This window comes from Flavobacterium sp. (genome assembly GCF_021151785.1).
GTDB lineage: Bacteria > Bacteroidota > Bacteroidia > Flavobacteriales > Flavobacteriaceae > Flavobacterium.
Genome location: NZ_JAGKWP010000022.1, coordinates 1 through 14,626, shown reverse-complemented (window position 1 = coordinate 14,626; position 14,626 = coordinate 1). Strand labels below are relative to the sequence as shown.

Genomic DNA, 14,626 nt, shown 5'->3' with positions numbered 1-14,626 from the left:
ATTCAATCAATTCCAATTGCTATGATGACATTTGAAGGGACTTTAACAAAAATGGAAACAGAGAATACAAAACCTATTCAATATTATTTAATTTTTGAAAATAACTTTCTTAATGTCAATCAATTGATAAATAGAGAAATAGAAATTTTACATAAAGGGTATCAATGTTTAAATTGCAAAAAAGCTAAAAAAGTATTTCGACAAGGTTTTTGTTATGATTGCTTTATGAGTAGTCCAGCTGCTGCGGATTGGATCATGAAGCCAGAACTAAGTAAAGCACACTTAGATGAAGAGGATAGAGATTTAGAATATGAAAAGCGTGTACAGTTACAACCTCATATTGTTTATTTGGCCTTATCTTCTGAAGTAAAAGTTGGGGTTACAAGAAAAACACAAGTGCCAACTCGTTGGATTGATCAAGGTGCCGTGCAAGCATTACCCGTTTTAGAAGTCCCTAATCGCTATTTGGCTGGTATTGCTGAGGTGGCTTTAAAAAATCATTTTTCTGACAAAACAAATTGGCAAAAAATGTTGAAAAATGATCTTTCCCATGCTGATTTACATGGTGAAAAAGAAAGACTGAAACAATGGCTTCCTGACGAAGTTTTGCCTTATTTCTTAGTAACCGATGAACTTTGGGAATTACAATATCCTGTTGAACATTTTCCAGCAAAAGTAAGTAGTTTAAATCTTTTAAAAACACCCCATTTTTCAGGTAGAGTAATTGGTATTAAAGGGCAATACTTGTTATTTGAGGATGGAACAGTGTTTAATGTGCGTACTTTTGAAGGGTATGTAGTTAGTATTACGATTAATTAAAAACTATAAGTTAATCCAATAGCGATAATTTGTTTTAATTGTAATTTTGGTCCTTTAATGACTTGAATACCATTTTCTTCTACTTTTGTTTTAATGTCGTTGTCATAAATCATATGAACACCTAGATTAGCTTTAACATATTTGTTTACAGTCATTTCTAAATAGTTTTGCCAGTCCACATCAATATTGCCAAAATCTTTTAAGTAATCTGTGTATAAAGTAGCTCTAGTATCGTATACAATATTTTTGAACACTTCTTTTTTGAATTGTCCAGTTACTAAAGCTCCTAATTCAGTTCTTGTTCTTTTACCATTTGAAGTAATCTCACCTGTAACAGCATCATAAATTGCTTTGTCTACACCGAAGGCACCTTCATTGGCTAAGCGGCGGTCTAAAACCATAGTCATTTTCATGGTTAGCGGAGATAAATAAATGTTGAATCCTAAATCTTTTCTAGCGTATTCTGAACCGATACCAAGAAAGAAATAAGCAGGGGCAAAAGGTTTTGAAATTGCTTTATCTACATTTGGATAATTATATCCATTGGCGAATTGGGTTTGAAAAGTAAATTTTCCTCCATGAAACCAATGTGAAATACTATCTTTTCTGTAACCTATCGTGGAGTTCAATTGTATAGCGTCGTCTGTTTTTCTTAAATCTTGACCTTCTTGTTTATTTACACCATAACGCATTAATAATTCATTAGACCATTTGAAGTTATTGTATTTGTAATTTCTAATAAATTGTCCTTTCACTAAACCAGAAATAGAGTTGTTTCCTCCAGCAGACCAATTTACAAAAGTAATTTGTGTAAAATCTAAACCAACTTTGTTTAGTTTTTCCCATCTGGATAAAGAATCAGGTATTTCAGTTTTGATAATCTGTGCCTCTAATGTTTGTAAACTAATTATAAAAATAATTATGTAAACTACTTTTTTAATCATGAGTTAAGTTATTAAATAGTTGGGTTAAACTTTTGGTATCTAAATGTACCTGTTCTAATAATTGTTGAACGGTTCCATGTTCTATAAACGCATCGGGAACCCCGCGATTAATGATTTTATTTTTATATTTATTTTGGATGGCAAAGGTATTAATAATAGAGCCAAAACCACCAATTGTTGAGCCCTCTTCTACAGTTATGATGGTTTTAAATTGGTTAAAAATTTGATGAAGTGCTGTTGTATCAATTGGTTTAACCCATCCTACATGAAAGTGAGCTGTGTTTTCAGGATGCTTACTTTGTTCAATGCTTATTTTAACTTGATGAGCAATAGTTCCAGTAGATAAAATAGCTACAGCATTTCCTTCTTTTATTAATTTTATTTTTCCAATTTCAATTTTTTCAAAAGGTTGTTTCCAGTTTGGATTGTGTCCTTTGCCTCTTGGATATCGAATAGCAATTGGGTGTTCTAATCTCAATGATGCAGTGTATAAAATATTACGTAAGTCTATTTCATCCATTGGTGCATATACATACATATTTGGGATACAACTCATGTAAGCAATATCAAATAAGCCATGATGTGTTGCGCCGTCTTCACCCACAAAACCTGCTCGATCCAGACAAAAAATAACGGGTAAATTTTGTATAGCCACATCGTGAATTACTTGGTCATAAGCACGTTGCATAAATGTGGAATAAATATTGCAAAAAACAATCATCCCTTGCGTAGCCATTCCAGCGGCTAAAGTAACCGCATGTTGTTCCGCAATACCAACATCAAATGCTCTCTGTGGAAAGCGTTCCATCATATATTTTAATGAACTTCCCGAGGGCATGGCTGGAGTAATTCCAACTATTTGCTTGTTTTGCTCAGCTAATTCAACTAATGTATGCCCAAAAACATCTTGGTATTTTGGTGCAGGATTTTCACTTTCAGGGCGAATTAATTTCCCTGTAAGCTTGTCAAATTTTCCCGGCGCATGATACGTTAATTGGTCTTCTTCAGCAAACGACAACCCTTTTCCTTTCTTAGTGATAATATGGAGGAATTTGGGTCCTTTTATTTCTTTTAATCGAGTTAATTCAGAGGTTAATTTGTTTAAATCATGCCCATCAATTGGACCAGAGTAATCAAAATTTAACGACTCAATAATGTTGTTAATTCTGGGGTTTTTTCCTTCTTTAACAGAAGTTAAATATTCTTTCAATGCGCCTACACTAGGGTCAATCCCCATGGCATTGTCATTTAGTATAACTAGCAAATTAGCATCCGTTACACCAGCATGGTTTAATCCTTCAAATGCCATTCCACTCGCAATTGATGCATCACCTATTACTGCAATGTGGTGTTTTTTATTGTCGCCATTAATTTTTGAAGCTAATGCCATTCCTAAAGCAGCTGAGATAGAAGTTGAGGAATGCCCCACTCCAAAGGTATCATAACTGCTTTCGCTTCTTTTTGGGAAACCTGAAATACCATCTATTTCCCTGTATTTGTGAAAAATAGCTTTTCGATCGGTTAAAATTTTATGTGGATAGGCTTGATGTCCCACATCCCATACTAATAAATCATGAGGTGTATCAAAAATATAATGCAATGCAATGGTCAGTTCTACTACGCCTAAACTTGCTCCTAAATGACCTTCTTTTTGAGATACAATATCAATGATGAAATCGCGAAGTTCTTCGGCTAACTGAGGTAGTTGAGTAACTTCTAGTTTTCTTAAATCAGTTGGATTTTGTATGTGCGCAAGTAATTTGTTCATTTCGAAGGCAAAAATACAATATTGTTTGCTAATTTTGATAGATATCTAAACGAAGAACTTTGGAAAATATTTTTACGGATGAATATTTTATGAAAAAAGCACTGCAAGAGGCAGAGATGGCTTTTGATAGAGATGAAATTCCTGTTGGCGCAGTTGTTGTAGTAAACAATCAGGTTGTTGCTCGAAGTCATAATTTAACAGAACTTCTTAATGATGTAACAGCCCATGCAGAAATGCAAGCTATTACTAGTGCAGCTAATTTTTTAGGTGGAAAGTATTTAAAAGATTGTACGTTGTATGTTACGTTAGAACCCTGTCAAATGTGTGCAGGAGCTTTGTATTGGAGTCAAATTTCAAAAATTGTTTTTGGTGCTTCAGATGTTAAAAGAGGGTATCGAACTTTAGGTGCACAATTACATCCAAAAACAGAAGTGAAATTTGGGGTGTTAGAAAAAGAGTGTTCCGAGTTGATGAAACATTTTTTTCTTAAAAAACGTTAAAATTTGGCACCTCATTTGATAAGGTAAAGAGTAACTAATTAATATTTTATGCAAGAAAAATTTAAATCTTCAATTGCAATTGGAATTGCGGTTGTTTTAGCAGCTTTTGTTTTAGGGTCTGCTTTTAAAAAACGAAATGAAAGTCAGGATACTATTTCTGTAGTAGGTCTTGGATCGAAGGATTTTGTTTCTGATGAAATTTTGTGGTCGGGTAGTTTTACTACCAAAAGTTTCGAAATTAAAGAAGCTTACAGTAAAATAATCTCAGATCAAAAGATTGTTGAACAGTTTTTCTTGTCTAAAGGTTTTAAAAGAACTGAATTTTCTTTTGGCGCAGTTAAATTTGATAAAAAATTTAGAGAAATTCGCATTCAAGGGGAAAATAATTATGATACTAAATATGAGCAAGTTTTTGACGGTTATGAAGCCGTTCAAACAATAACGTTTTCTGCAAAAAAGAATCCTGATTTGATGAAGCGAATTGAGGCTGTGTCTAGTAAAACGTCTGAGTTAATTAACTCTGGAATTGAATTAAGCTCAAATTCTATCCAATATACTTATTCTGATTTACCAAGTTTAAAACATAGTCTAATTCAAAGTGCTTCAAAGGACGCAAAAGAGCGAGCAGAAAAAATTGTGGAAGCAGGAAATGGTGATTTAGGAAAATTAAAATCAGCTAGTATGGGTGTTTTTCAAATTACAGGTCAAGGCTCAACGGAAGAAGATACCTATGGGGGAATTAATGATACTTATAGTAAGAATAAGACCGCTAGAATTACAGTCCGATTAGAGTATGAATTGGAATAACAAGTTGTTTCATTACTAAAAATAAAAAAAACCGCCAATCTTTAGAAAGGCGGTTTTTAGTTTATTTAATTTCATTCCCTTCTTTATCAAAGAAATGATATTCTAAATACGTGTAAGCGTCACGAGGTATGATTTTCACCCATTTCTTATGCTCGAAAAACCATTTCGAACGTAAGGATGGAAAACCTTTAGTAAGGTATGCTGCCACAAAGGGGTGTGTGTTGAGGACAACCTTTTTATGGTCTTTAATAATGCTTTCTAGTTTAGACGTTATTTTGTCAATGATTAATATTGGAGCATCAATTTCCCCGTTTTCAGTAGGGTTTTCTTCTTTTGTATTAATCAAAACTTCTGGTCTAACTCTTTGTCTAGTAATTTGAACTAAGCCAAATTTACTAGGAGGCAAGATTTTATGTTTGGCCTTATCGTCACTCATTTCTTCTCTTAAAAAATCATATAAGACTTTTCTATTGTCTGGATTTTGCATGTCAATAAAATCCACTACAATAATACCTCCCATGTCTCTTAATCGAAGTTGTCTAGCAATTTCAGCTGCGGCGATTAAGTTAACTTCCAGTGCGGTATCTTCTTGGCTTAAGGCTTTGTTTGATCGATTACCAGAGTTTACATCGATAACGTGTAAAGCTTCTGTGTGTTCAATAATCAAATAAGCACCTTTGCTCATTGAAACCGTTTTACCAAAAGAGGTTTTAATTTGTCTTTCAATATGGTATTTCTCAAAAAGTGGCAGTTCTCTCGACTGATAGTGTTTTACGATAGACACTTTATCCGGAGCTATCTCTTGCAAATACTCCTTCGTTTGTAAAAACAAATCTTCATCGTCAACTTGAATACTAGTAAATGAATCGTTAAAAACATCTCTTAAAATGGAAGATGCTTTGGTTAATTCTCCTAATACTTTAGAAGGATGGTGTGCTGTTTGTAATCTTTTGCACATACTAGACCAACGGTCTAATAAGTTTTCTAAATCTTTTTCAATTTCAGCTACTTTTCTGCCTTCGGCTACTGTTCTTACAATAACTCCAAATCCTTTTGGCTTGATGGTTTGAACCATTTTTTTTAATCGATCTTTTTCGCCTCTGTCGTTGATTTTTTGAGAAATCGAAACACGATCGGAAAAAGGGACTAAAACAACATATCTTCCCGCTAAGGAAATTTCAGAACTAATTCTAGGTCCTTTAGTTGATATGGGTTCTTTAACTATCTGAACTAAAACTGACTGGTTAGCGCTCAATACATCCATAATGGCGCCGTTTTTGTCAATTTCAGGTTCAAAAGGAAAATTTTTGAGTGAATAATCTTTTGTTTTACCTGCGCTTACAAGTTTGATAAACTTCATCAGTGAAGCTAAATTGGGGCCTAAATCATGATAATGTAAAAAGGCATCTTTGTCATGTCCTAAATTTACAAATGCTGCATTCAGACCAGCAACTGGTTTTCTTATTTTAGCAATAAAAATATCGCCAACTTGAAACTGTGAGCTGCCTTCTAGTTTTTCTTTTTCCTGATGTAGTTCAATTAGTTTTCCATCTTTTAATAAGGCAAAATCTACAGCATCTGAATTGGATCTAATGATTAATTCTTTGTTCATGCAGTATATTTTTATCTGTATAGAAAATATAGAACTTCAATCAACAAAATTATAAATTGTTGTTATTTAAATACTTGAAGTTGGTGTTCTAGATTTATTTTACAGATGGATTAAACATTTTACAGGTAATTTACCCGAACTACTTAATTTAAGTAGGATTTTCAATGAACGAATTTCTTTTAAAAAAAGAAAAGTAGTTTTAAACTACTTTTTCTTTTTATGGCGGTTAGCTCTTGCTCTTTTTTTACGTTTGTGCGTCGCTACCTTATGTCTTTTTCTTTTTTTACCACTTGGCATAATGTGTAGTTTTTAATTAATAAATAATGTTATACTGTTACTTCAGTTTTTTCTTTTACGCTTTCTACAAATACTTTAGCTGGTTTAAAAGCAGGTATATTGTGAGCTGGAATTTTAATAGTCGTGTTTTTAGAGATGTTTCTTCCTGTTTTTTCCGCTCTCGTTTTAATGATGAAGCTTCCGAAACCTCTTAAGTAAACGTTATCACCACTTTCTAATGAAGTTTTTACTTCTTCCATGAACGATTCTACTGTTGCTTGAACGTCTCCTTTTTCAAGTCCTAATTTCTCAGAAATTTTCGCTACGATGTCTGCTTTCGTCATTTTTCTTCGTATTAATTTTTATGTGTATTTTTTTGAGAGTGCAAATATACAAATTAAAAAAACATAAATTCAAGCATAATGGATTAAAATTTAACTACATAAAAGAATTATTTTTGCAAATCGATTTTTCAATATGGATTTTTCAATAAAATTAATCAATTGGTACAACCAAAATAAAAGGGATTTACCTTGGCGAAACACCTGTGATCCCTATAAAATATGGCTTTCGGAAATTATTTTACAACAAACAAGAGTGAATCAAGGATTGCCTTATTATGAGGCTTTTGTTTCTAATTTTCCAACGGTTTTTGAACTTTCACAGGCAGATGAACAGTTAGTTTTAAAGCTTTGGCAAGGGTTGGGTTATTATTCTAGAGCAAGAAATTTGCATGCTACTGCACAGCAAGTGGTGAAGGAGTGTAATGGTGTTTTTCCTGTTTCTTATAATGAATTGCTTCAATTGAAAGGAATTGGTCCTTACACTGCAGCAGCAATTGCATCTTTTGCATCTAATGAAGCCGTTGCAGTTGTTGATGGTAATGTTTTTAGGGTCTTGGCAAGAGTTTTTGGAATTGATCTTGATATTTCAAAAAATACAACAAGAACATATTTTCAAAATTTAGCTCATAATTTGATGAATCCTGAACTCGCTTCGATTTTTAATCAAGCTATTATGGAGTTCGGAGCGCTTCAGTGTGTGCCAAAAAATCCACAATGTAATGTTTGTGTTTTTCAAGATTCTTGCGAAGCTGTAAAACAAAAGCGAGTTCATGAGTTGCCTGTCAAAACGAAGACAATTAAAACAAAAAACCGTTTTTTCAACTATGTTTTAGTTGAAGATGTTATTGGTAATATTGTGTTGGTACAACGTAAAGAGAAAGATATTTGGCAGCAATTGTATGAGTTGGAACTTTATGAAACAAGTAATGAAGTAGATGAGGATTATATCATCGAGAAAGTAAAGGAGAGATACGCAGGTGTATCAATCCTCGAATTTATTCACTATGATCATTTAAAAGTTCAACATAAACTTTCACATCAAAATTTGTGGGTTCAGTTTTTTCAAGTTCGATTGAACATTAAAATTCCACAAGCTGTTGGAAGAGAGGAGTTGAAAAAATTTCCTTTTCCGATAGTTTTACATAATTTTATGGAAAAGATTGTGTAGTACTTAATTTTTCTGTAAATTTGATAAAAAGTACAAGCCATGAACGGAACGTTAAACAAAGTTATTCTAATAGGACATTTAGGTGACGAGGTAAAGATGCATTATTTTGATGCAACAAATTGTATAGGAAGATTTCCTTTAGCTACTAACGAAGTATATATTAATAAATCTACTGGTGAGAAAATTACTTCTACAGAATGGCATAATATAGTTGTAAGAAATAAAGCAGCTGAGTTGTGTGAAAAATACCTTTCTAAGGGAGATAAAATTTATATTGAAGGTAGAATTAAGTCTCGCCAATGGCAAGCAGAAGACGGTACTACTAAATATACCACAGAAATTCAAGTTACGGAATTTACGTTTCTAAATACTAAAAAAGAAACGGAATTATCAAAGGCATCTACTTCAACTCCTTCAAATGGGGTAAGTTTTGAAGATTTGGGGAACGAATAATTATATATTTTATATATTGATAAAAGAGAATAGTTGAAAAACGTCTGTTCTCTTTTTTTATGAATACTAATCCTTTTTAGTACATTTGCTTGCTTTTAATTTAAATCAATCAAAATGAAAAAATATTGTGCTCTTTTTTTTGCTATATGGGTGTTGGTTTCTTGTGGTGAAGATGTAAAACCTAAGCCTAAAGGGCAATTGAGGCTAGAATATAATTCAGCTAAATATGAAATGTTTGTTTCTGACTGTCCATTTACATTTGACAAAAATACGGTAGTTAGAATAAAACAAAATGCTGATTGTGGGTTAGAGTTACATTACCCAAAAATGAAAGCAACTGTTTATTTAACTTATAAAAAAGTGAATGGCGATTTAGAGAAATTATTGATTGACGCACAAAAATTAACGTATGAGCATGTTATAAAAGCTAATGATATTGCAGAGCAGCCTTATGTTAATTCAACTAAAAGAGTTTTTGGAATGTTTTATCAGGTGGGAGGAAACGCAGCAACAAATGCCCAATTTTATGCTACAGATAGTACTCGAAATTTCTTAGTGGGAAGCATGTATTTTTATGCGAAGCCTAATTTTGACTCTATTCTTCCTGCTGCCGATTATATTAAAAATGATATGAAACATATAATAGAATCTTTGAAATGGAAATAGCCTAAAAATATTTCAAATACTTCATTAAGAAATCCTTTTCAAATACTTATATTTGGTACTTCAACCAAAAAAAATAGTTTTGAAAAGGATTTTATTTTTGTTGTCATTTGTGACATTATCTTCTTTTGCGCAAGAAAAAAAATATCAAAGTTTATTCTGGGAAATTTCAGGTAATGGTTTGGCAAAAAAATCATATATCTATGGGACAATGCACGTAAGTGAAAAAGTGTCTTATCATTTATCAGATGCTTTCTTTGAAAAATTGATGGCTGCTGATGTCGTTGCTAACGAAAGTGAGCCAAACACTTGGACTGAATTATATGATTTATTTAGTTTTTATCAAGGAATATACCAATATGGACCTTTCTACTCTCGATTTTATGCTCAACCTATCAAGAAGGAAAATTTATATCCTCTTTTTAAAAGTACAAATTACAATTTAATTAGTTTGCTGTCTAGAACCAATGATGCCAATCAGGAGTTTCAAGAGGATACCTATCTAGATATGTTTATTTACAGAACAGGTAAAAAATATGGTAAGAAAACAGTTGGCTTGGAAGATGTAAAAAAAACTACATTCAATATCATGAAAGCAGAAGCAGAAATGGATGTGAAAGAGGTTGAAAAAAACAAACAATTATTACTTAAATTATTAAAAAAGCGTGCTTACACAGAGGTGATTACGAGCGCATATCGTGAAAAAGATTTAGATTTAATTGATACATTGAATAGTTTGACATCACCAAAGTCATATTTAAGAGCCATGTTGTATGATCGAAATAGAATTATGGTAAAAAGTATGGATTCAATTATGAAATCGGGTAGTTTGTTTAGTGCGGTTGGTGCAGCACACTTACCAGGTAAAAATGGAATAATTGAATTATTGAGAAGTAAAGGATATACAGTAAAACCTATTGTTGGCGATTATACCGAAAAAGGTAAAAATTTAAAAAAACAAATAGAAGATTACTTCGTAAAACCTAATTTACAAGTGAAGTCTTCTGCTGATGGTATGATTTCATTACCTCTTTTTCCATTGGTTTTGGAAAATGGAGAAAATTTAGAATCTCCAGATTTAGCCAATGGAGGATTCATTAATGTGAAACGGTTGTTACTCAAAGATTATGTAGTTAAAAGAGAGCAGTTTTTTAATCCTAAAACGTTAGATAGTCTGTTTTTTGAAAATATTCCAGGTGATATTCTTGACAAGAAATCATATAATGAAAAAAATTATTTGGTTTATGATATTAAAAGTAAAACCAAGACGAGCAAGGCTCAACATTATAGATATTATATTACACCGTTAGAGATTATTGCTGTAATAATGGGAGGTGAAGGAGATTATGTGCGTCATTTTGAAGAGGAAATTTATGCTAATATCAAGCTAAAATCATACAGACAAGATTGGGAAACTGTTGAGCCATTCAAAGGAGGTTTTCAAGTACAAGTTCCTTCATATAATGTTATCACTGGAAATAAAAAGCAGAATAAACAACTTACTGATGTGGAGATTTATGCGTATGACGAACAAGAAAAAGCTACTTATTTTGTGATTGAAAAATCTTTGTTAGACAATGCAAATCTTGAAGATTCTGAATTTGAATTGAAACGAATGCATTATGAATATTATAATCAACATAATTTAGATTCTATTCAAACACATTTCGATGTAAACAAATATGAATTTGTTTCAACAGCTAAAATTGACGATCAAGAAATTCATTTAAAATCATTGCTAAAGGGAAATAAATATTATTTGTTGGGAGTTAGAAATGCAAGTAAGCTAAAAATAAAACATTTTTTTGATTCCTTTAGATTTCAATCTTACATGAATGATGTTGTTTATAAAACCTATAGAGACGAAAAAGCTTTTTTTAAGGTTGAAGTACCAAAGAAAGAAAACGAGTATTTAGATTTTAAGTTTGAACAGAAGGATAGGTTTAGTGATGAAGAGAAAAAGAAAAATCATTTTGATGCAAAAAATAAAACATATGAATTTTTCTCGCCAAATAAAAATGTTGTTGAATTATCATATTTTGGTTCACATAGATATGAAAGTTTTAAAGCAATTGATTCATTGTATGCTAATTTGAGAAAAAATTTAGCTACTGATTTTGAATCTGAAAAATATGATGAATTAGTAGGAGATGTCTCAGAAGTTGAAGTGGTCGCTATTGATGAAGTTGCAGGAACAAGTAACCATAGTACTCCAAAAATTATTGAGGAGACGAAAGGTAAAGAGAATAAATTTGATCCTACAGATTATGCTTCTTCTACATGGGAGAAAACATTAGGTCTGGTTTCAAAAGAAAAATTGGAATTAATTAATGAAAAAATAGCCTCTGATGCAGATAAAGATTATTATGTCTATGAAGTTTTAGCTACTAAGCCAAAATCAACTCAAGCTATTAAGTATAAAGTAGTTTTGAAAAAAGGTGAAACTTATATGCTTAAAACATTGGTAGATAAAAATTATAAAAATGAAGATCCTTTTATTGAGAAAGTTTTTACCTCATTTAAAGTTGATGATGAGGTGCCATCTAGGACAGTTTTTGAAAATAAACTCTCTTTATTTGAAGAAGATTTAAAAAGTGAACATGATAGTATACGCATTTCTGCAATAAAATCATTCGACCGCTTAAGTATTGAGAAAGAAGATTTTTCTAAGTTGAAAGCTATTTTGGAAAATTTTGATTTTAAATCAGACGAACAAGAATTAGTGGGGAATATTTATGAAAAAATTGGAGCTATTCAATCGCCTGAAATCCTTCTTTTTTTGGAGAAAGCATATAAAAAAGAAACGACAACTACTCAAATTCAATTTGCAATATTACGTGCTTTAACCTATCAAAAATCTAAAGAAGCCTATAAAAAAATAGGAGAATTATTAGATTATGATTTACCTATTTCTGATAATCAATATGAAATTATAAGTTTATTTAATCTTTTTATCAATGATTTAGAAAACGCACATCTTTTATATCCACAAGTATTAGAGTATTATAGTATTAAAGAGTATCATGAACCAGTTGTTAGTTTTGTTAAGAAACTTATGGAGTCAGAAAAAGTTCATGCTAAGAAGATTAAATCATACAAAAAAATGTTGATTACTAATGCAAAATTGGAGTACAAACGATTAGTAAGTTGGAACAGTAAACAAGCAACCTCAGATGAAAATGATTATGAAGGTGAAGCACCAATTAGTGATTTAGATAATTATTTGTCTATTTTGTACGCCTTTAAAAAAGATAAGGAAGTGGGGCAGTTGTTCCAAAAAGCTAAAGATTTAAAAATAAGTGAATTAAATGTAGCGTTAGTAAACAAAGAATTAGCTAAAAATAAAAAAGTAGATAAAACAGAACTCTCATTATTAATTAATGATTCAAAAACAAAATATATTGCGTTCCAAATGTTATATCACAATAAGCAATTTGATCTTTTAGATAAATATCCTCAAGATACAATTGTTAAAGCTGCTATTGATTATTATGAAGATATAAAACCTAAAAAAGACTCGATAGTTTTATTAGGAAAAAGAGAACTTGAATTTAAAGATAAAAAAGTTTGTTATTTTTTCTATAAAAATATAAATATAGAAGAAGATTCTTATAATTCAAAATCAGAAACTATTTCAGGAATTGCCTTTGTAAAAGAAAAAGATAGACTAAATTTAAAAGCTTTTTCTAAGCTTGAGTCTAAACGGTTTTTAGAAGATAAAGAAATAGAAGAGAACAGCAAGATGTTAATTGATAAGTCATTAAATTCCAATCATTTACGGGTTAGTTTTATCAAAAAACAAGGTAATGGTGCTATAAACGATGAATCAGAATATTATGAAGAAGATTAAGTAAAGTATGTTGCGTACAAAGAAAGAAATTGTTTATATTATTTTAGCGGGAATATTTATTACAAATGCAGTAACCGCTGAATTGATAGGAGGTAAACTAATTCAAGTGGGACCATTTGTGTTGAGTATGGGGATTTTACCTTGGCCTATTGTTTTTATTGTTACAGATTTAATTAATGAATATTTTGGAAAGCAAGGAGTAAAAAGATTGAGTCTGATTACGGCAGGGTTGATTTCTTACTGTTTTATAATTTTGTTTTTTGCCATGAAAATTCCTGAAGCTAAAGGAATTAGTCCGGTTTCAAATGAGGCTTTTAAGCAGGTCTTTGGTCAAAGTAATTTAATTATTATTGGTTCCATAACAGCTTTTTTGGTAGCACAGTTTTTAGATGTTACTTTTTTCAATTACTTTAAAGAAAAAACGGGAGACAAAATGTTGTGGTTAAGAAGTACAGGTTCCACGGTTTTTTCTCAATTAATAGATTCTTTTGTAGTTGGTGGAATTGCATTCTATTTACCGGGGATTTGGACAACCTCTCAATATATTGAGTTTTCCTTTACAGGTTATGCCTTCAAATTAGTAATTGCTGTTTTATTAACACCTTTAATTTATTTAGGGCATTATTTAATTGAAAAATATATCCATAACAATGAGTAAAGTTAGATGCGCTTGGTGCGAAAAAGATGATTTGTATCGTAATTATCATGATTATGAATGGGGAAAACCCGTGTATGATGATGCAACTCTTTTTGAATTTCTGTTGCTTGAAACTTTTCAAGCTGGGTTGAGTTGGTATACTGTTTTGGCTAAAAGAGAAAATTTTAAAAAAGCGTTTCAGAATTTTGATGTAAAAAAAGTAGCCCAAATGACCGATTTGCAAATTCAGATTTTGTGCGAAGATGCAGGAATAATTCGAAATAAGTTAAAGATTAAAGCAACAGTTTCAAATGCACAAGCTTTTATAAAAGTACAAGAAGAATTTGGTTCTTTCTCTAATTATATTTGGGGATTTGTAGAAGGTAAGCCTATTGATAATCAGCCGAAAACACTACGTGATGTTCCTGCTAAGACTGATTTATCGGATCAAATAAGTAAGGATCTAAAAAAACGCGGATTTAAATTTGTTGGATCTACTGTAATATATGCTCACATGCAAGCAACGGGAATGGTTAATGACCACGTAGCAGATTGTTGGACGAGAACAATACTGTAATTAAACAATTAAAAAGAATCAAAATATGGATCCACTTCACGGAAAAACACTTCAATATATACTGGAAAAATTAGTAGTTTATTTTGGTTTTGATACGCTTGCTGAATTAATTCCAATCAATTGTTTTAAAAGTAATCCTTCAGTAAAATCAAGTTTAACATTTTTAAGAAAAACGCCTTGGGCCAGAAAAAAAGTGGAAGATTTATAT

Annotated in this window: 14 protein-coding genes; 10 read left to right on the top strand and 4 right to left on the bottom strand. The window is 31.3% G+C overall.

The genetic code is table 11. From position 1 onward, the window contains the following. Window positions 1-24: 24 nt before the first annotated feature. Window positions 25-819 carry a DUF2797 domain-containing protein gene (locus QZ824_RS03820; protein ID WP_291274720.1) on the top strand — a complete coding sequence of 265 codons (795 nt, stop codon included), beginning with the start codon at window positions 25-27 and terminating at the stop codon, window positions 817-819. Here QZ824_RS03820 and QZ824_RS03815 read toward each other — a convergent pair. Both QZ824_RS03815 and QZ824_RS03810 read right to left on the bottom strand, forming a co-directional pair. After that, window positions 816-1,763 carry a DUF3078 domain-containing protein gene (locus tag QZ824_RS03815; protein WP_291274706.1) on the bottom strand — a complete coding sequence of 316 codons (948 nt, stop codon included), beginning with the start codon at window positions 1,761-1,763 and terminating at the stop codon, window positions 816-818. The two genes, QZ824_RS03820 and QZ824_RS03815, sit on opposite strands and share 4 nt — an antisense overlap. Then, window positions 1,756-3,531, bottom strand: coding sequence for a 1-deoxy-D-xylulose-5-phosphate synthase (locus tag QZ824_RS03810; protein ID WP_291274705.1), 1,776 nt, complete (start codon window positions 3,529-3,531; stop codon window positions 1,756-1,758). Before QZ824_RS03810 ends, QZ824_RS03815 begins: the two co-directional genes overlap by 8 nt. Before the next feature lie 59 nt (window positions 3,532-3,590). On the opposite strand from QZ824_RS03810, the gene QZ824_RS03805 reads away from it, so the two are divergent. Both QZ824_RS03805 and QZ824_RS03800 read left to right on the top strand, forming a co-directional pair. Next, complete coding sequence (locus tag QZ824_RS03805) at window positions 3,591-4,031, top strand: nucleoside deaminase (protein WP_291274704.1); 441 nt, start codon at window positions 3,591-3,593, stop codon at window positions 4,029-4,031. 48 nt (window positions 4,032-4,079) lie between these two features. After that, window positions 4,080-4,838 carry an SIMPL domain-containing protein gene (locus tag QZ824_RS03800; protein ID WP_291274703.1) on the top strand — a complete coding sequence of 253 codons (759 nt, stop codon included), beginning with the start codon at window positions 4,080-4,082 and terminating at the stop codon, window positions 4,836-4,838. A gap of 61 nt (window positions 4,839-4,899) precedes the next feature. Here QZ824_RS03800 and QZ824_RS03795 read toward each other — a convergent pair whose 3' ends face one another. Then, window positions 4,900-6,450 carry a ribonuclease E/G gene (locus QZ824_RS03795; RefSeq protein ID WP_291274702.1) on the bottom strand — a complete coding sequence of 517 codons (1,551 nt, stop codon included), beginning with the start codon at window positions 6,448-6,450 and terminating at the stop codon, window positions 4,900-4,902. A gap of 326 nt (window positions 6,451-6,776) precedes the next feature. Further along, a complete protein-coding gene (locus tag QZ824_RS03790) occupies window positions 6,777-7,070 on the bottom strand; it encodes an HU family DNA-binding protein (protein WP_291274701.1) in 294 nt (97 codons plus the stop codon). Window positions 7,071-7,203: 133 nt separating this feature from the next. On the opposite strand from QZ824_RS03790, the gene mutY reads away from it, so the two are divergent. From mutY to QZ824_RS03755, 7 genes are all read left to right on the top strand, one after another. Next, a complete protein-coding gene (gene mutY, locus QZ824_RS03785; protein WP_291274700.1) occupies window positions 7,204-8,238 on the top strand; it encodes an A/G-specific adenine glycosylase in 1,035 nt (344 codons plus the stop codon). A 39-nt stretch (window positions 8,239-8,277) separates the two neighbouring features. Beyond that, window positions 8,278-8,691 (top strand): single-stranded DNA-binding protein, encoded by a 414-nt coding sequence (gene ssb / locus QZ824_RS03780; protein WP_291274699.1) that lies wholly within the window; start codon window positions 8,278-8,280, stop codon window positions 8,689-8,691. 114 nt (window positions 8,692-8,805) lie between these two features. Beyond that, a complete protein-coding gene (gene gldD / locus QZ824_RS03775) occupies window positions 8,806-9,357 on the top strand; it encodes a gliding motility lipoprotein GldD (RefSeq protein WP_291274698.1) in 552 nt (183 codons plus the stop codon). Window positions 9,358-9,436: 79 nt separating this feature from the next. Continuing rightward, window positions 9,437-13,204, top strand: a complete 3,768-nt coding sequence (locus QZ824_RS03770) for a TraB/GumN family protein (protein ID WP_291274697.1) — start codon at window positions 9,437-9,439, stop codon at window positions 13,202-13,204. Window positions 13,205-13,211: 7 nt separating this feature from the next. Continuing rightward, window positions 13,212-13,862: a queuosine precursor transporter gene (locus QZ824_RS03765; protein ID WP_291274696.1), complete on the top strand. Its 651-nt coding sequence runs from the start codon at window positions 13,212-13,214 to the stop codon at window positions 13,860-13,862. After that, a complete protein-coding gene (locus QZ824_RS03760) occupies window positions 13,855-14,418 on the top strand; it encodes a DNA-3-methyladenine glycosylase I (protein WP_291274695.1) in 564 nt (187 codons plus the stop codon). Before QZ824_RS03765 ends, QZ824_RS03760 begins: the two co-directional genes overlap by 8 nt. A 25-nt stretch (window positions 14,419-14,443) precedes the next feature. Further along, window positions 14,444-14,626, top strand: a 183-nt coding sequence (locus QZ824_RS03755) for a VF530 family protein (RefSeq protein WP_291274694.1), incomplete at its 3' end; no start/stop codon positions are given.

Bases quoted from the DNA above. Each gene is read 5' to 3' on its own strand.
- QZ824_RS03820 (WP_291274720.1), top strand. From the start codon at position 25: ATGACATTTGAAGGGACTTTAACAAAAATGGAAACAGAGAATACAAAA.
- QZ824_RS03815 (WP_291274706.1), bottom strand. From the start codon at position 1,763: ATGATTAAAAAAGTAGTTTACATAATTATTTTTATAATTAGTTTACAA.
- QZ824_RS03810 (WP_291274705.1), bottom strand. From the start codon at position 3,531: ATGAACAAATTACTTGCGCACATACAAAATCCAACTGATTTAAGAAAA.
- QZ824_RS03800 (WP_291274703.1), top strand. From the start codon at position 4,080: ATGCAAGAAAAATTTAAATCTTCAATTGCAATTGGAATTGCGGTTGTT.
- QZ824_RS03795 (WP_291274702.1), bottom strand. From the start codon at position 6,450: ATGAACAAAGAATTAATCATTAGATCCAATTCAGATGCTGTAGATTTT.
- QZ824_RS03790 (WP_291274701.1), bottom strand. From the start codon at position 7,070: ATGACGAAAGCAGACATCGTAGCGAAAATTTCTGAGAAATTAGGACTT.
- mutY (WP_291274700.1), top strand. From the start codon at position 7,204: ATGGATTTTTCAATAAAATTAATCAATTGGTACAACCAAAATAAAAGG.
- ssb (WP_291274699.1), top strand. From the start codon at position 8,278: ATGAACGGAACGTTAAACAAAGTTATTCTAATAGGACATTTAGGTGAC.
- gldD (WP_291274698.1), top strand. From the start codon at position 8,806: ATGAAAAAATATTGTGCTCTTTTTTTTGCTATATGGGTGTTGGTTTCT.
- QZ824_RS03765 (WP_291274696.1), top strand. From the start codon at position 13,212: ATGTTGCGTACAAAGAAAGAAATTGTTTATATTATTTTAGCGGGAATA.
- QZ824_RS03760 (WP_291274695.1), top strand. From the start codon at position 13,855: ATGAGTAAAGTTAGATGCGCTTGGTGCGAAAAAGATGATTTGTATCGT.